The 13,818-nt window shown below is 70.9% G+C and carries 17 protein-coding genes; 13 read left to right on the top strand and 4 right to left on the bottom strand.

The window, feature by feature from the left end:
* Window positions 1–91: 91 nt before the first annotated feature.
* The 6 genes from ACFQRJ_RS16320 to ACFQRJ_RS16295 all read left to right on the top strand — a co-directional run bounded on the left by ACFQRJ_RS16320 (window position 92) and on the right by ACFQRJ_RS16295 (window position 4,660).
* Window positions 92–1,264 (top strand): YihY/virulence factor BrkB family protein, encoded by a 1,173-nt coding sequence (locus tag ACFQRJ_RS16320; protein WP_377020281.1) that lies wholly within the window; start codon window positions 92–94, stop codon window positions 1,262–1,264.
* Window positions 1,261–1,827, top strand: a complete 567-nt coding sequence (gene def, locus ACFQRJ_RS16315; protein WP_377020280.1) for a peptide deformylase — start codon at window positions 1,261–1,263, stop codon at window positions 1,825–1,827. The genes ACFQRJ_RS16320 and def overlap by 4 nt, the downstream gene beginning before the upstream one ends.
* Window positions 1,828–1,926: 99 nt before the next feature.
* The gene (locus tag ACFQRJ_RS16310) at window positions 1,927–2,355 is read left to right on the top strand and encodes a ubiquinol-cytochrome c reductase iron-sulfur subunit (RefSeq protein ID WP_377020279.1); all 429 of its coding nucleotides are present in this window, start codon (window positions 1,927–1,929) and stop codon (window positions 2,353–2,355) included.
* Window positions 2,345–3,145, top strand: coding sequence for a tRNA (guanosine(46)-N7)-methyltransferase TrmB (gene trmB, locus ACFQRJ_RS16305; protein ID WP_377020278.1), 801 nt, complete (start codon window positions 2,345–2,347; stop codon window positions 3,143–3,145). Before ACFQRJ_RS16310 ends, trmB begins: the two co-directional genes overlap by 11 nt.
* Window positions 3,146–3,200: 55 nt before the next feature.
* Window positions 3,201–4,247 (top strand): LCP family protein, encoded by a 1,047-nt coding sequence (locus ACFQRJ_RS16300; protein WP_377020277.1) that lies wholly within the window; start codon window positions 3,201–3,203, stop codon window positions 4,245–4,247.
* 47 nt (window positions 4,248–4,294) lie between these two features.
* Complete coding sequence (locus ACFQRJ_RS16295) at window positions 4,295–4,660, top strand: DUF4235 domain-containing protein (protein WP_377020276.1); 366 nt, start codon at window positions 4,295–4,297, stop codon at window positions 4,658–4,660.
* Window positions 4,661–5,195: 535 nt separating this feature from the next.
* Here the strand turns inward: ACFQRJ_RS16295 and phoU are convergent.
* The gene (phoU, locus tag ACFQRJ_RS16290) at window positions 5,196–5,870 is read right to left on the bottom strand and encodes a phosphate signaling complex protein PhoU (RefSeq protein WP_377020275.1); all 675 of its coding nucleotides are present in this window, start codon (window positions 5,868–5,870) and stop codon (window positions 5,196–5,198) included.
* A gap of 175 nt (window positions 5,871–6,045) precedes the next feature.
* On the opposite strand from phoU, the gene ACFQRJ_RS16285 reads away from it, so the two are divergent.
* Together ACFQRJ_RS16285 and ACFQRJ_RS16280 are read left to right on the top strand one after the other, a co-directional pair.
* Window positions 6,046–7,488, top strand: coding sequence for a sensor histidine kinase (locus ACFQRJ_RS16285; RefSeq protein ID WP_377020274.1), 1,443 nt, complete (start codon window positions 6,046–6,048; stop codon window positions 7,486–7,488).
* A 1-nt stretch (window position 7,489) separates the two neighbouring features.
* Window positions 7,490–8,194, top strand: coding sequence for a response regulator (locus ACFQRJ_RS16280; protein ID WP_377020273.1), 705 nt, complete (start codon window positions 7,490–7,492; stop codon window positions 8,192–8,194).
* Between the two features lie 69 nt (window positions 8,195–8,263).
* On the opposite strand, the gene ACFQRJ_RS16275 is transcribed toward ACFQRJ_RS16280, so the two are convergent.
* Window positions 8,264–8,827: a hypothetical protein gene (locus ACFQRJ_RS16275; protein WP_377020272.1), complete on the bottom strand. Its 564-nt coding sequence runs from the start codon at window positions 8,825–8,827 to the stop codon at window positions 8,264–8,266.
* A gap of 194 nt (window positions 8,828–9,021) precedes the next feature.
* On the opposite strand from ACFQRJ_RS16275, the gene ACFQRJ_RS16270 reads away from it, so the two are divergent.
* Window positions 9,022–9,504 (top strand): CarD family transcriptional regulator, encoded by a 483-nt coding sequence (locus ACFQRJ_RS16270; protein WP_377020271.1) that lies wholly within the window; start codon window positions 9,022–9,024, stop codon window positions 9,502–9,504.
* Between the two features lie 14 nt (window positions 9,505–9,518).
* Window positions 9,519–10,298: a 2-C-methyl-D-erythritol 4-phosphate cytidylyltransferase gene (locus tag ACFQRJ_RS16265; RefSeq protein ID WP_377020270.1), complete on the top strand. Its 780-nt coding sequence runs from the start codon at window positions 9,519–9,521 to the stop codon at window positions 10,296–10,298.
* A 138-nt stretch (window positions 10,299–10,436) separates the two neighbouring features.
* Here ACFQRJ_RS16265 and ACFQRJ_RS16260 read toward each other — a convergent pair whose 3' ends face one another.
* The gene (locus ACFQRJ_RS16260; protein ID WP_377020269.1) at window positions 10,437–10,748 is read right to left on the bottom strand and encodes a hypothetical protein; all 312 of its coding nucleotides are present in this window, start codon (window positions 10,746–10,748) and stop codon (window positions 10,437–10,439) included.
* A gap of 10 nt (window positions 10,749–10,758) precedes the next feature.
* Window positions 10,759–11,511 carry a 2-C-methyl-D-erythritol 4-phosphate cytidylyltransferase gene (locus tag ACFQRJ_RS16255; RefSeq protein ID WP_377020268.1) on the bottom strand — a complete coding sequence of 251 codons (753 nt, stop codon included), beginning with the start codon at window positions 11,509–11,511 and terminating at the stop codon, window positions 10,759–10,761.
* A gap of 148 nt (window positions 11,512–11,659) precedes the next feature.
* Here ACFQRJ_RS16255 and ACFQRJ_RS16250 point away from each other — a divergent pair, with 148 nt between their 5' ends.
* The 3 genes from ACFQRJ_RS16250 to ilvA are packed head-to-tail and all read left to right on the top strand — an operon-like array spanning window position 11,660 to window position 13,799.
* Window positions 11,660–11,959, top strand: a complete 300-nt coding sequence (locus tag ACFQRJ_RS16250; RefSeq protein ID WP_377020267.1) for a PTS sugar transporter subunit IIB — start codon at window positions 11,660–11,662, stop codon at window positions 11,957–11,959.
* Window positions 11,956–12,453, top strand: coding sequence for a 2-C-methyl-D-erythritol 2,4-cyclodiphosphate synthase (gene ispF / locus ACFQRJ_RS16245; protein ID WP_377020266.1), 498 nt, complete (start codon window positions 11,956–11,958; stop codon window positions 12,451–12,453). Before ACFQRJ_RS16250 ends, ispF begins: the two co-directional genes overlap by 4 nt.
* Complete coding sequence (gene ilvA / locus ACFQRJ_RS16240; protein ID WP_377020265.1) at window positions 12,450–13,799, top strand: threonine ammonia-lyase IlvA; 1,350 nt, start codon at window positions 12,450–12,452, stop codon at window positions 13,797–13,799. The genes ispF and ilvA overlap by 4 nt, the downstream gene beginning before the upstream one ends.
* Window positions 13,800–13,818: the final 19 nt, after the last annotated feature.

Genomic DNA, 13,818 nt, shown 5'->3' with positions numbered 1-13,818 from the left:
CGAGCACCATGAGCATCGCCACCGCCCCGTGCCGCGGCGGCCATGCGGCGGCGACCGCCATCCTCCGCGCGACGTCCGCTGGTGTGCACCGGTGACCGCCACGCGCCCACGTCGCCCCAAGCCGACCGTCGAATACCCCCGACCCCGGCTCAGCGTCCTGCACGTCCTGAACCGGGTACGGATGCGACTGCTGGAGATCCAGGTCTGGGACGTGGCCGGGACCATGACGTTCTACGCCGTCCTCTCCCTGTTCCCGGGGGCGGTCGCCGTGGTCTCGCTGATGTCGCTGATCGGGATCGGCTCCGAGACCCTCGATGCGCTGGGGCGGATGAGCACCGAGCTGTTCCCGACCCTGGATCCGGAGCCGTACCTGGCGGCCATCCAGGCTGCCTCCGATACCGGTGGCGGGATCCTGGGACTGGCGCTGGGCACCTTCGGCTCGGTCCTGTCCGCCTCCAACGGCGTCGCCGCCTTCCATCGCGTGCTGCACCGGGTCTATGACACCCGGGAGGGGCGCCCCTTCCTGTGGTTCCGGACCATCGTCTTCGGGGAGACCCTGGTCATCGTCTCCGTGGTGCTGCTGGCCATCGGCATGCTGATCGTGGGCAATGACGCCTCGCAGCGCATCGGCGAGCTCATCGGGATCCCGCGCTTCGCCTTCCTCGCCTGGAACCTGGTGAAGTGGCCGATCCTGCTGGTCATCCTGATCATCGGGGTCTCCCTGGCCTATTACCTCTTCCCCAACGTGCGGCTGCCGCGGTACCGGCTGATGACCCTGGGCTCCGTGCTGTCGGTGCTCACGCTGTTCGGCTCCGCGCTGCTGGCCGGGCGCCTGATGAACTATGCGACGCGCATCGCCGAGGTGCTGACCGTCCTCAACGGCCTGATCGCCATCCTCCTGTTGCTGTGGGTGGCGACCATCGTGATCGTGGCCGGCGCGGCGCTGGACGCGGAGTTCCTGCGGGCACGGCAGATCGCCAGCGGGCTCGACGCCTGGGACCACATCGTGCTGGACTCCCATGCCACCCACACGATGGACTTCCTGGCCGCCGATGCCGCCGAGGCGGAGCAGATCGGCCGTGCGGTCGCGGGGGCCGCCCGCGACGGCGAGCCGCTGCGTCGCGAGCGCGGACCCTGGGTCGTCGACGCCCGCAACCCGCTGGCCGTCAATCCGCCCAAGCGTCACCGCGTCACGAGCCCACCGGGGTCCACCGGGGCCACCAGATCCAGCGATACACCGAGAACAGGAGATCATTCCCCATGACGATCCGCCCGATCACGATCGTCGGTCACCGTGCCCTCGAACAGCGCACCCGCCGGGTCCGGGAGATCACCGACGACATCCGTGCACTGGTGGCGGACATGTTCGAGACCAACGACGCCGCCGACGGGGCCGGGCTGGCCGCCCCTCAGGTGGGATCCCGCTGGCGCCTGTTCGTCTACTCCTGCGCCGACGCCGGCGGGACGGAGCAGCGTGGAGTGGTGATCAATCCGCGACTGGAACGCTTCGGCGGCATCGAGCTCGACGAGGAGACCATCGAGGGCTGCCTCTCGGTGCCCGGCGAGGGCTTCCCCACCGCGCGGCACCGGGGTGCCCGGGTCACCGGCACCGACCTCGAGGGCCACGACGTGGTCGTCGAGGACGAGGGCGGGGTGCTCGCTCGCGCGCTCCAGCACGAGGTCGACCACCTGGAGGGGTCCCTGTACCTCGATCGCCTCACGCCGGCTCGGCGTCGGCAGGCACTCGATGCGATCAGCGATCGCGGCTGGCGGGCACGGTCGATCCTCACCTGGGACCCGCGCGAGCTGGAGGCCGCCGACGTCTGAGGGACCGCGTCGCCCGTCGGCCCCGCCCGGATCGTCTGGACGGTCACAGTGCCGACCCGTGCTTCTCGCTCGGACCAGCGGACTGGCTATCCTGGCGGGATGGAACGTCCGTGCCTCTCCCGCCGCCGTGCTCTCCTGCTGCCCGCCTCCGCCGCGGCCGTCGGCGGTCTCGCCTCCTGCGCCCCGGAGGACGAGGGATTCGGGACCGCGGAGCCGGTCCGGGCCGAGGACGGCGCGGTCCCGCTGGAGGACGTCCCGGAGAACGCCAGCACCCTGGTCAACTTCGGAGGGCAGCGGCCCTTCGTGCTGCTCGTGCGCGGCAGCGGCGACGACCTGGCCGCCTACTCCGGCTACTGCACCCACAACGGATGCGCCCTGCGCCAGGAGACCGAGGGCGAGCTGGACTGCCCGTGCCATGGCTCCCGCTTCGACGCCGAGACCGGTGACGTCCTGCTGGGTCCGGCCACCACGCACCTGCCGGAAGTGTCCGTGGTCGTCCAGGACGGTCTCGTCCGCCGTGCCGGCTGAGGACCGCGCCCCACGCGAGGTCGTCTCCTTCGTCCGTCGCGGCGAACGGCTCTCACCCGGCCGGCAGGACGCGTGGGACCGCTTGGCCGCGACCTACGTGCTCGACCCGCCGCGGGGTGAGCGCGACACCCTGCCCGGCCCGGACGCACGCCTCGACCTCGAACAGGTCTTCGGGCGCCGCAGTGAGCTCGTCGTCGAGGTGGGCAGCGGATTGGGCGAGAACCTCGCCGCCGCCGCGGCCGAGCATCCCGAACGCGACCACCTGGGTGTCGAGGTGTACCGCCCCGGCCTGGCGCAGACCCTGCGCCGCATCGAACGCGCCGGCGAGCCCGGCAACGTCCGGCTGCTGCCGCTCGATGCCCAGAGGGCGCTGCCCGCGCTCCTGCCCGAGGGCGCGATCTCGCAGCTGTGGGTCTACTTCCCCGATCCCTGGCCCAAGTCCCGCCACCACAAGCGACGCCTGATCAATCCCCCGTTCCTGGACGCGGTGCTGCCGCTGCTCGCCGACGGCGCCACGTTCCGTCTCGCCACGGACTGGGCACAGTACGCACACCACATGCGCAGCCTGCTGGATGCGCGCCCCGAGCTCGAACTCCTGTATCCCGACGGACCCGCCCCAGGTCAGCAGACCAGCGACACCGTCCCCGAGGATCTTCCCGCGACGGGCTGGGCGCCACGATTCGAGGGTCGTGTGAAGACGAGCTTCGAGAGCAAAGGACAGCGCGCGGGCCGCTTAGTATGGGATCTTGCGTACGTCCGTGTGTCCCGGCACCGGACGACCGACGCCTGACACTCCCCGAGGACCCTCCGTCGCCGCCGGCGACACTGCGTGAGAGCGAGCCCGAATGAACGTCCCCGACGACGTCGAACTGCCCGCCGACTGGGAGGACGACGACCAGTCCGAGCCGCGTCGCGGTCGCGGTCGTCGTATCGCCCTGATCTCCCTGGGCCTGGTCGCCGTGCTCGTGCTCGGCGTGGGACTGGTAGTGGCCAACTACCTCAACGGGCTCAGCAACCAGTACGAGAAGCGCACGGTCGTGCAGATCACCCGCGGCGCCTCCGACGGCGAGCGCCCCGAGGCGGTCGAGGGGAGCGGCCGCAACTTCCTGCTGCTGGGCTCGGACAAACGCTCCGAGGAGGACGCCGCCTCCGAAGGTGTCAGCGGCCAGCGGTCGGATGTGGTGATGCTGGTGCACGTCACCGACGACAACCAGCAGGTCTACATCACCTCGTTCCCGCGCGACCTGTACGTCGACATCCCCGGCCACGGCAAGAACCGCATCAACGCGGCACTGGCGTTCGGCGGGCCGGGCCTGGCGGTGACCACGGTCGAGAACTACACCGGGGTTCCCATCGACCATGTCGCGCTCATCGACTTCGACGGCATCGAAGGTCTCGTGGACACGCTCGGCGGGGTCGATGTGCAGATCCCCGAGAGCTTCGAGGCCGGCGGCCACCAGTTCACCGAGGGCACCCAGACCCTCGACGGCGAGGAGGCGCTGGTCTTCGTGCGAGAGCGCAAGCAGTTCGCTGAGGGCGACTTCCAGCGCAATCGCAACCAGCAGGCCGTCCTCAAGGGGATCGCGAGCAAGCTCATCAGCACCGACACGCTCAGCGATCCCGGCAAGCTCTCGGACACCGTCGGCGCGATCGCGCCGTATCTGACCACCGACGAGGGGCTCAGCTCCGGCAAGATGGTCGAGCTCGGGCTCTCGCTGCGCTCCGTGCGCACCGATGACCTGTACTTCCTCTCGGTCCCCCACAGCGGCCCGGAGACGACCAGTGGCGGCGCGAGCGTCGTCGGCACCGACGAGGAGTCGATGGACGTCCTGCGGGAGGCTCTGCGCTCCGACGACATGGGGACCTACTACGCTCAGAACGCCGGCACCTGACCCGCCGGTCCCGACGTCCCAGCCGCCCCACCGCTTGGAGGAATCCCGTGGCCAATCCGCTCGTCAAGATCGCCGTGCCCGTGGCCGGAATCGTCGCCGCCGCCGTGGGCAACAAGGCCGCCGCTGCCGGCTGGGGCGCCGTCTTCGGTGAGGACGCCCCCACCGTCAAGGCTGCCAAGAACTCCCAGAAGGAGACGCAGAAGCGCCGCAAGCAGGCCAAGAAGGAAGGTCGCCCGAAGGCTGAGATCTCGCAGATCAAAGACCCGATGGAGGACCAGCCGGTCTGGAAGGTGATGCTGTGGGCACTCGTCTCCGGCGTCATCCTGCAAGGCCTGCGGATCGCTGCCAAGCGGGGTGCCAAGACCGGCGCGGAGCGACTCACGGCGCGCCGGCCGCGCGCGAACCGAGGCTGAGTCCGGGCCCGCTACGTCTCCTGCAGCCGGGCGCACCGAGTCCTGCAGGCGGGCGTGCTGCGTCGCCGGTCACGCGCCACTACCCGGCGCCCCGCGCCACGCGCCACGGTCCGGCGCACCACTCCACCGCGCACGCGCTGCTCCACCGACCACCGATGGGACGTCACGCGAGTGTGCCCGGCCTATCGCAGGGCGTCCTCGATGAGCGTCCCGCTGCTGGACAGCCGAGACGAAAAACGTCCCGATGCTGGACAGCCGAGACGAAAAACGTCCCGACGCCGGGCAGCCGAGACGACAAACGTCCCGATGCCGGGCAGCCGACATGGGAACAGACCTCGTCCGTAGACAGAAGAACCACGCATCGCAGTGCGTGATCACTGCGGTGCGTGGTTCTGCAGTCGTCTACGTGCCGGGACGGGCTGCTGTGCGTGCAGCGCGGGCGGTTCCGACGACCCGCTCCGGCACGAGTACGGCGCCGTGCCGCTGCGACGCGGGGGCCGCGCTGAGGACTCGCGGACTGTCCGAACTCGCGGACTCAGAACTCGCTGACGTCGAAGCCCTCGTGCAGCGTATCCAGCGAGTCGCCGGTGACCAGGAACCCGATGCGGCGCACGAGCGAGACCGCGTGGTCGCCGATGCGCTCGTAGAACCGGATCAGCAGGGTGAGATCGACGATCTCGGAGTTCGTGTACCCCTCCCCCCGCGAGATCTCGCGGGAGATCTGCAGCATGAGCTCGTCGAGCTCGTCATCGGCCTTCTCGGCCTGCGCCGCGAGGGCGAGGTCCCGCTCGGCGATGACCTGCGCTGCACGCTGAAGGGCGGCCAGGGCCAGCTCGGACATCCGGGCGATCTGGTCGCGGTGCTGCTCGGGAACGGCGGGCGTCGGGTGGGTGCGGCGCGCCACCAGCGCGACGTGCGCGGCGAGGTCGCCCATGCGCTCGAGCGAGGAGCTCATGCGCAGGGTGGCGACCAGCAGCCGCAGGTCGGTGGCGACCGGGGCCTGCCGGGCGAGCAGTTCGACGGCCTTCCCGTCCAGCTCCACCTGACGCTCGTCGAGATGGGCATCGGCGGCGATCACGCGTTCCGCCAGGCCGAGGTCACCCTCGAGCAGGGCCGTCGTCGCGCTCTCGAGGGCCGTCCCGACGAGTTCGGCCATGTCGAGCAGGTCGTCGACGATATGCCGAAGGTCGCTCTGGTACGCCTCGCGCATGGTCAATACTCCTCTGTCTGATGGGGGCTTCGCCACGGATTGTCGCAACCCCGGATGAACGCGCACCGGCGATAAGTGAACTCCGAGCGTCTCCCCCGTGAACTCCTGACCCTCAGTCTCTCGCGTCCGGCCGCGGAAGGCCAGGCGGGCGCCGCGACGGGCCTAGGCTGTACGGGTGCCCTTGACAGCCCTTCTCCTGCTCGCCGGAGCGATAGGTCTCGTGATCGGCTGCGCGGCGACCCTGGCGCTGAAGCGATCGGACCGTCGGCCCTCGGCGGCCCCGTCGGCGCCGCAGCCGGTCGTGCCGGATTCCGCCGCGGAAGTGCTCGCGATCCTGTCCTCGGCGTACGTCGTGCTCGATGCCAGCGGCGATGTGCTGCGCGCCTCCCCGCTCGCCTACTCGTACGGCATCGTCCGTGCCGCCGAGGGTGATTACCCGCGACTGGCCAACGCCGAGCTGATGGAACTGGCGTCCGATGTCGGCCGCAACGGCGGCTTCCGCGACGAGCGCCTGACCCTTCGGCGCTCCAGCCGCGGCGACTCCGACGCGGTCATCGATGTGCGCATCGGCGCCCTCGGAGAGCACGGTGCGCTGCTGCTGGCCGACGATCTCACCCGTGCGGTCCGCGTGGAGGAGACCCGACGCGACTTCGTGGCCAACGTGTCCCACGAGCTGAAGACGCCGGTCGGCGCGATCACGCTGCTGGCCGAGACGATGGAGGACGCCGCCGAGGATCCCGACGCGGTGCGCCGGTTCGCGGAGCACATGCAGACCGAGACGCGCCGCCTCTCGCACCTGGTCCAGGAGATCATCGAGCTCTCGCGGGTCCAGGGCAGCTCCGCACTCCTGAACGCGGAACCGGTCGAGATCGACGAGGTCGTCGAGCAGGCCGTCGGCCTGAACCGCAATTTCGCGCTGGGGTCGAAGATCGAGGTGGCCGTCGGGGGGACGAACGGTCTGCGGGTCTACGGATCTGCCTCGATGCTGACCACCGCCCTGTCCAACCTGATCTCCAACGCGATCACCTACTCGGAGCCGCATACGCGGGTCGGGGTCTCGGTGCGTCGCGACGGCGGGATGATCGAGCTGTCGGTCAAGGATCAGGGCATCGGGATCTCCAAGGAGAACCTCGAGCGGGTCTTCGAGCGGTTCTTCCGGGTGGACAAGGCCCGCTCCCGGGACACCGGGGGCTCCGGACTGGGGCTGGCGATCGTCAAGCACATCGCGACCGATCACGGCGGCGAGGTGACCGCGTGGTCGATGCCCGGGCAGGGATCGACGTTCACGCTCCGCCTCCCGGAGATGGGCCGCACCGAGACGATCACCGTCGGCGGCGCGAGGCCCGCGGAGGACCCCCAGCGCTCGGCCTCCGGAGCCGGGACGCCGTCGGACGACGCCTCCCCGGAGGAGAACCCGGTCGAGGGTGCCTCCCCGGCGCGGGGTCCGAGCACGACATCGGACGAGGCGGCGCAGAGCGCGGCCGCACAGGACGAGGCGGCGCAGGACGACGCGGCGCCTCAGAAGGCATCACCGGGCCCGGGCAGCACGGGGCGATCCGGCTCCGGCGAGGACTCGCGTACCGTTGCACCGGACCACACGCCGGGAAAGGGAAGTTGACATGACGCGCATCCTGATCGTGGAGGACGAGGAATCGTTCTCCGATCCCCTGTCGTACTCGCTGCGCAAGGAGGGGTACGAGGTCGCGGTCGCCGACAACGGCACCGACGGGCTGCGGATCTTCTCCGCCCACGGCGCCGACCTGGTGCTGCTGGACCTGATGCTGCCGGGGATGAGCGGCACCGAGGTGTGCCGCGAGATCCGGCGCACCTCGAGCGTGCCGGTCGTCATGCTCACGGCCAAGGACGACGAGTTCGACAAGGTCCTGGGCCTCGAGCTCGGCGCCGACGACTACGTCACCAAGCCGTACTCCTCGCGAGAGCTGCTGGCCCGCATCAAGGCCGTTCTGCGGCGCGGCCAGGACTCGGCCGAGACCGAGGAGGACACGGCGCTGAGCGCCGGCAACATCCTGATGGACGTGGAGCGCCACGTGGTCCAGGTCCACGGCGAGGAGGTCTCGCTCCCCCTCAAGGAGTTCGAGCTGCTGGAGATGCTGCTGCGCAATGTCGATCGCGTGCTGACCCGGGGTCAGCTCATCGACCGCGTGTGGGGCGCCAACTACGTCGGGGACACCAAGACCCTCGACGTCCACGTCAAGCGTCTGCGCGCGAAGATCGAGGATGACCCGAAGAACCCGGTCCACCTCGTGACGGTGCGCGGGCTGGGCTACAAGTTCGAGTCCGCCGGGCAGTCATCCGTCGGCTGAGATCCGGCCGGTGATCCACCCGGCCGGCCGTCACGGAGGCGCGGATGCCGCGCCGGGGATCGTGCGGTCTCAGCCCTCGGCAGGGGCCGACTCGAGCCCGTAGTGGCCGAGCTCCGTGCTGATGATGGGCAACGTGATCACGGTGCTCTGCTCGCCGACGGTGATGTTCAGATCGATGACGCTGCCGGGCTGTGCGCCCAGGTCACCGATCTCGACCAGCTGCTGGCCCTCCTCCGGCCCGAGCTCGAGAGTCTGCTGGGCGGGCACGGTCACCTGCGAGGAGAAGACGGTGCTGCCATCGTCCCCGATGCCCTCGAGCTCGACGGCGAGCTCCTGGTCGGTGTAGTTCACGGCCGTGGCGGAGAACGCCGCACTGCCGTCCTCGGCGACCACGACGATCGCGTTGCGGATCCCGGCGGCCAGCTGACCGGACTGCTCGATGTTCGCGTTGGTGCCGTCACCGGCCTGGTAGAAGTCGTGCGTCTGCACCGGATTGAAGTACGTGCAACCGGTGGCGGCGAGGGCGAGGCCCAGGGCGGCTGCGGAGAGCACGAGACGGCGGGGACGGCGCACGGAGGACTCCTGTTCGGTGCCGCGGAGGACGGCGGGATGTTCCGGGGACAGCAGTGCCACGATACCCCACCGCGACCCCCGGATCGGCGTGCCCGATGACGCGCTCCCCCACTGTGGACCGCCTTCGCCGTCGCGCTGCTTCCCTGCCGCGTCGCACCCCTGAGTCGCACCTCTGAACAGCACCTTCGCGCGGGGGCGCGAATTTTAGCATGAGACACCGGTGATAGACTGATGCGCGGAAAGGGGCCCACCACATGAATTTTGCCGTTGGCGAAACTGTCGTATACCCGCACCACGGTGCAGCGCTCATCGAAGAGGTCAAGACCCGCATCGTCAAGGGAGAGGATCGTACCTACCTCAAGCTGAAGGTCGCTCAGGGCGATCTGACCATCGAGGTCCCCGCCGACAACGTCGACCTGGTCGGCGTGCGCGACGTGGTGGACAAGCAGGGGCTCGATGAGGTGTTCGAGGTGCTGCGCCAGCCCTACACCGAAGAACCCACCAACTGGTCCCGTCGTTACAAGGCGAACGTCGAGAAGCTCGCCTCCGGTGACGTGAAGAAGGTGGCCGAGGTCGTGCGCGACCTGTGGCGCCGCGATCAGGACCGCGGGCTCTCCGCAGGAGAGAAGCGCATGCTCGCCAAGGCGCGCCAGATCCTCGTCTCCGAGCTGGCGCTCGCGGAGAAGACCGACGAGGCCAGTGCCGAGTCGATCCTCGACGAGGTCCTCGCCTCCTGAACCGGATCCTCTCGGTGCCGGATTCCCCGACGACGCCCCCGGTGCGGCCGATCGTCCTCGCCCGTACGCCACTGGCTCCCGGCGCCTCCCACGGGGCCGTGGCGCCCTGTCTGGAGATGCTCGGGGGCTCGCGGCTGATCGAACGCCTGCTCACCACACTCGAGGGTGCGGGCCTCTCCTCGCCCGTGGTCGTGGCCCCTCACGATTCGGTGCCCGCGCTGCGCCGCGTCCTCGGTGACCGGGCACAGGTGCTCGCGAGCGACGGTGACCGGTGCGCGAGCCTCTCCGTCGCCCTCGCGGCGACCACCGACGACCTGCTGCTGATCCACGATGCCGAGCGCGCCCTGACCCCGGCGACGGTCGTGACCGAGGTGCTCGCCGCGCTCGGGGCGGGTATCGACGCCGTGGTCCCCGTGGTCGCGATGACCGATTCCGTCAAGGGCGTCGACCACGACGGCCTGCACAACATCGACCGCTCGAGCGTGGCAGCGATGCAGAGCCCGCGCCTGCTGCGCCGGGCGACGCTCGAGCGCGCCCTGGCCAGGCCGGAGGCCCGCGTCGCGGGGGAGACGGAACGTCCGGGTCATTCCGACGGGGTCGGAGCCGGTGCCGGCTCCGCGGAGCCGTACGACGAGATTCTCGCGGCCCTGGCCGACGGGGCGGAGGTGCGCACCGTCCACGGTTCCCATGCCGGCTTCGCGGTCGTGGACCGGCTGAGTCTGTGGAGAGCGCAGATCGCCCTGGGGCTGGCGCGCGACACCTCGCAGCACCACGGTCTCGCTCGACGGTCCTGACGGGCTCGCACGGCCGCGCATCGGATCCCTTCGGCGGCGGCGAAGCGCCCGAGGGGAACCTGTGCCCCCGCGGTGCCCCCAGCGCCGTGGCCCAGCGCGGCGGCCGGCCTCAGCCGGGACCGGGCGTCATCAGCGTGGTCAGCCTCGTCGTCGGCTGCGCCAGACGGTGCGGAACTCCTCGACCATCCGCTTCGGCTTCGACAGCGTGCGATGGGGGAGGCTGGTGGCGAGCTCCCCGGGATCGTTGCGCAGGCGACGCACGAGGCGACCCGGCTTGCTGGAGATGCGCTGCCGGAGATCGGGAAGGTAGGCGTCGGAGACGTCCAGGCGCGTGAGCGCTCCGCAGCCGGTGCACTGGATCTCGGAGACGAAGCGCCCGGCATAGATGACGACGTGCTCCGCCTCCTGCTCGCAGGCGGTGCATCGCAGGAAGCTCTCCTGGACGGACATCAGCTCCTCCTCACCCGGTCCTCAAACCTAGCGCGGTCACCACGTCCTGCGCCAGGAGCAGATCCTGGCCGTAGGTGATCTTGAAGTTGGTCTCCTCCCCGCGGACCCAGGTCACGCGGGTATCCGTGTAGGCCTCGGCGCAGGAGGCGGTGTCGGTGCCGACGAAGCCGTCCCGGGCGGCGGCCTCGTAGGCGTCCAGGATCGTGGCGGCGTGGAAGCCCTGCGGGGTCTGGACCCGCACCAGGCTGTCCGGGCGGAACCCGTCCCCCGCGGCGAGGCGACCGGGCCGGCCCACGGGTGCGATGTCCACGGCGGGCATCCCGGGGACCGCTCCCCCGCTCTCCCGCGCGGCGTGCAGCACGGCGGCGGCGAGCCCGTGGGAGACCAGCGGCCGGGCCGCGTCGTGGATGAGGACGGTGTCGACCGCGCCGGTGTCGATGCGGTCGGCCAGATGACGCAGCGCCAGCAGCTCCGACTCCTGGCGGGTGTCGCCGCCGGTGATGATCTCGGGGGGCTCGTCGGTCTCGCGGCCGGCCACGAAGCGCGCGTGCTCGAGATCGTCGGGCCGGACCACGAACACCAGGATCCCGACGCCCTCGACCGTGGCCAGCGTGTTCAGCGCCCAGCTGGCGATGCTGCGCCCGGCCAGCGGCAGGAAGGCCTTGTTGATCCCGGCGCCGACCCGGCTGCCGGACCCGCCGGCCAGCACCACTGCCGCGGCGCGGCCGCGCCGGCGGGAACGGTGGCGACGGGACGAATTCACGCTGGCATCGTAGACGTCCGCGGGAGCGTTCGTGGACCGCTCAGCCTGCTCGTGACAGAATCGACCGGCGCCCGGGCACCGTCACGCCCGCGGACCGCAGTCGTCCGTGGCCGCCGGCCTCCCACTTCCGACCTGTCCAGGAGATCGAATGCTCACCATTGCCATCGTGTGCGGCGCGGGGATCGCCACCTCCGCGCTCGTCGCGGAGCAGGTGCGTGATCACATCGCTTCCCAGGGCCGCGACGCGCACGTCGTCCAGGCGACCGTGATGGACCTGCTCTCGGCGGATTTCCACGCCGATCTCGTCGTCAGCACCGTGGATCTGCCGGCCGCTCTCGGCGTCCCGACGGTCTCGGGGATGCCCCTGCTGCTGGGCACCAGCCCCCAGGTCACCTACGACGACATCGACCGTCTGCTGGCCCGGATCGACGCGCAGGGCGGGGAATGACGCCCGGCCTGCCGCGCGTGGGCATCGGCGTGGATGTGCACGCCTTCGCCCCGGAGGGTGCTCAGCGGGAGCTGTGGGTCGCGGGGCTGCACTGGGAGGGCGAGCGCGGGCTGTCCGGGCACTCCGATGCCGACGTGGCCTGCCATGCCGCCTGTGATGCGCTCTTCTCGGCAGCCGGGATCGGCGATCTGGGCGCGCACTTCGGCACCGACCGGCCCGAGTGGGCCGGGGCCTCGGGGGCGCGTCTGCTCGCCGAGGCGGCCCGGCGGGTCCGCGAGGCCGGATTCACCGTCTCCAACGTCTCGGTGCAGGTCATCGGCAATCGCCCGCACCTCTCGCGCCGACGCGACGAGGCCTGCGCCGCGATGAGCGAGGCCGCCGGGGCTCCGGTGTCCGTCTCGGGCACCACCACGGACGCTCTGGGCCTCACGGGGCGCGGCGAAGGGCTGGCGGCGATGGCGACCGCCCTGGTGGCCGCTCAGGAGGAGTCGTGACGGCGCCGTCCGGTGCGACGCTGCCGCTGACCGCCGAGGACGTCGAAGCCGCGGCCGTGCGCCTCGAGCCGGCCCTGCGGCGCACTCCCCTGCTGCGCAGCGAGCGGCTGAGCGATCTGGCCGGAGTGCCGGTGTGGCTCAAGCGCGAGGATCTCCAGTCGGTGCGCTCGTACAAGCTGCGCGGCGCCCATCTGTTCCTCGACTCCCTCGACCGGGCCGCCCGCGAGGCCGGCGTGGTGGCCGCGAGCGCGGGCAACCATGCCCAGGGCGTCGCCCACGCCTGCCGATCCCTGGGCATCCACGGCCGCATCTACGTCCCGGGCACCACACCCCGGCAGAAGCGCGAGAGGATCACCGCTATCGGCGGTGACCTCGTCGAGCTGGTGCTGATCGGCGACACCTTCGACGACGCGGCGGAGGCCGCGGCCGCGGACGCCGAGCGCACCGGCGCCACCCCCGTCCCGCCCTTCGATGACCCCCTGGTCATGGCGGGACAGGGCACGGTCGCGCTCGAGGCGGTCCAGCAGCTGCGCAGCGAGCACGGCCGTGAGCCGGCCGCCATGGTGCTCCCCGTCGGCGGCGGCGGCCTGCTGGGCGGCTGTGCCGCCTGGCTGCGCGAGCGCGCCCCGTCGGTGCGGATGCTCGGCGTCGAACCCGCCGGCGCGGCGTCCATGGCCGCCGCGCTGGAGGCCGGTCATCCCGTGACCCTGCAGGACATGGATCGCTTCGTCGACGGGGCCTCGGTGCGCCGGGTCGGCGCGGACCCCCTGCGAATGGTGCAGGCCGCCGAGCCCGAGCTGACGACGGTCGACGAGGGCGCCGTCTGCACCGAGATGCTCGAGCTCTATCAGGTCGACGGCATCATCGCGGAGCCCGCCGGAGCGCTGGCCGCGACCGCCGTGGCCACCGGTGCGATCGGGGGAACCGGAGCGACCGCACGACAGGGCGGCACAGGTCAGGTGGACGGCGAGCCGGCCGACGCCCCGACGGAGGGCACCGGCGACATCATCGTCATCCTCTCGGGCGGCAACAACGACGTCTCCCGGTACCACGAAATCGTCGAGCGCTCCCTGGTCCACGAGGGCCTCAAGCACTACTTCCTGGTCACGTTCCCCCAGGAGCCGGGGGCGCTGCGCCGTTTCCTGGACCGGGTGCTCGGCCCCCACGACGACATCGTGCTGTTCGACTACATCAAGCGCAACAACCGCGAGGAGGGGCCGGCGCTGGTGGGGATCGAGATCGGCGAGCGCACGGACCTCGAACCGCTGATGTCTCGCATGGCGGCCTCGAACCTGCACATCGAACGGATCGACCCCAGCGAGCCGATCTACCGCTACCTCACCTGAGCACCCGGCCTGAGCACTC

Origin of the sequence: Brachybacterium sp. GCM10030252, assembly GCF_042666535.1 — a bacterium.
Taxonomy (GTDB): Bacteria; Actinomycetota; Actinomycetes; order Actinomycetales; family Dermabacteraceae; genus Brachybacterium.
This window is presented reverse-complemented; position numbering and strand designations above follow the sequence as displayed.

Excerpts from the sequence above, each read along its gene's own strand:
- def (WP_377020280.1), top strand. The coding sequence starts at position 1,261 with ATGACGATCCGCCCGATCACGATCGTCGGTCACCGTGCCCTCGAACAG.
- ACFQRJ_RS16310 (WP_377020279.1), top strand. The coding sequence starts at position 1,927 with ATGGAACGTCCGTGCCTCTCCCGCCGCCGTGCTCTCCTGCTGCCCGCC.
- ACFQRJ_RS16300 (WP_377020277.1), top strand. The coding sequence starts at position 3,201 with ATGAACGTCCCCGACGACGTCGAACTGCCCGCCGACTGGGAGGACGAC.
- phoU (WP_377020275.1), bottom strand. The coding sequence starts at position 5,870 with ATGCGCGAGGCGTACCAGAGCGACCTTCGGCATATCGTCGACGACCTG.
- ACFQRJ_RS16280 (WP_377020273.1), top strand. The coding sequence starts at position 7,490 with ATGACGCGCATCCTGATCGTGGAGGACGAGGAATCGTTCTCCGATCCC.
- ACFQRJ_RS16270 (WP_377020271.1), top strand. The coding sequence starts at position 9,022 with ATGAATTTTGCCGTTGGCGAAACTGTCGTATACCCGCACCACGGTGCA.
- ACFQRJ_RS16260 (WP_377020269.1), bottom strand. The coding sequence starts at position 10,748 with ATGTCCGTCCAGGAGAGCTTCCTGCGATGCACCGCCTGCGAGCAGGAG.
- ACFQRJ_RS16250 (WP_377020267.1), top strand. The coding sequence starts at position 11,660 with ATGCTCACCATTGCCATCGTGTGCGGCGCGGGGATCGCCACCTCCGCG.
- ispF (WP_377020266.1), top strand. The coding sequence starts at position 11,956 with ATGACGCCCGGCCTGCCGCGCGTGGGCATCGGCGTGGATGTGCACGCC.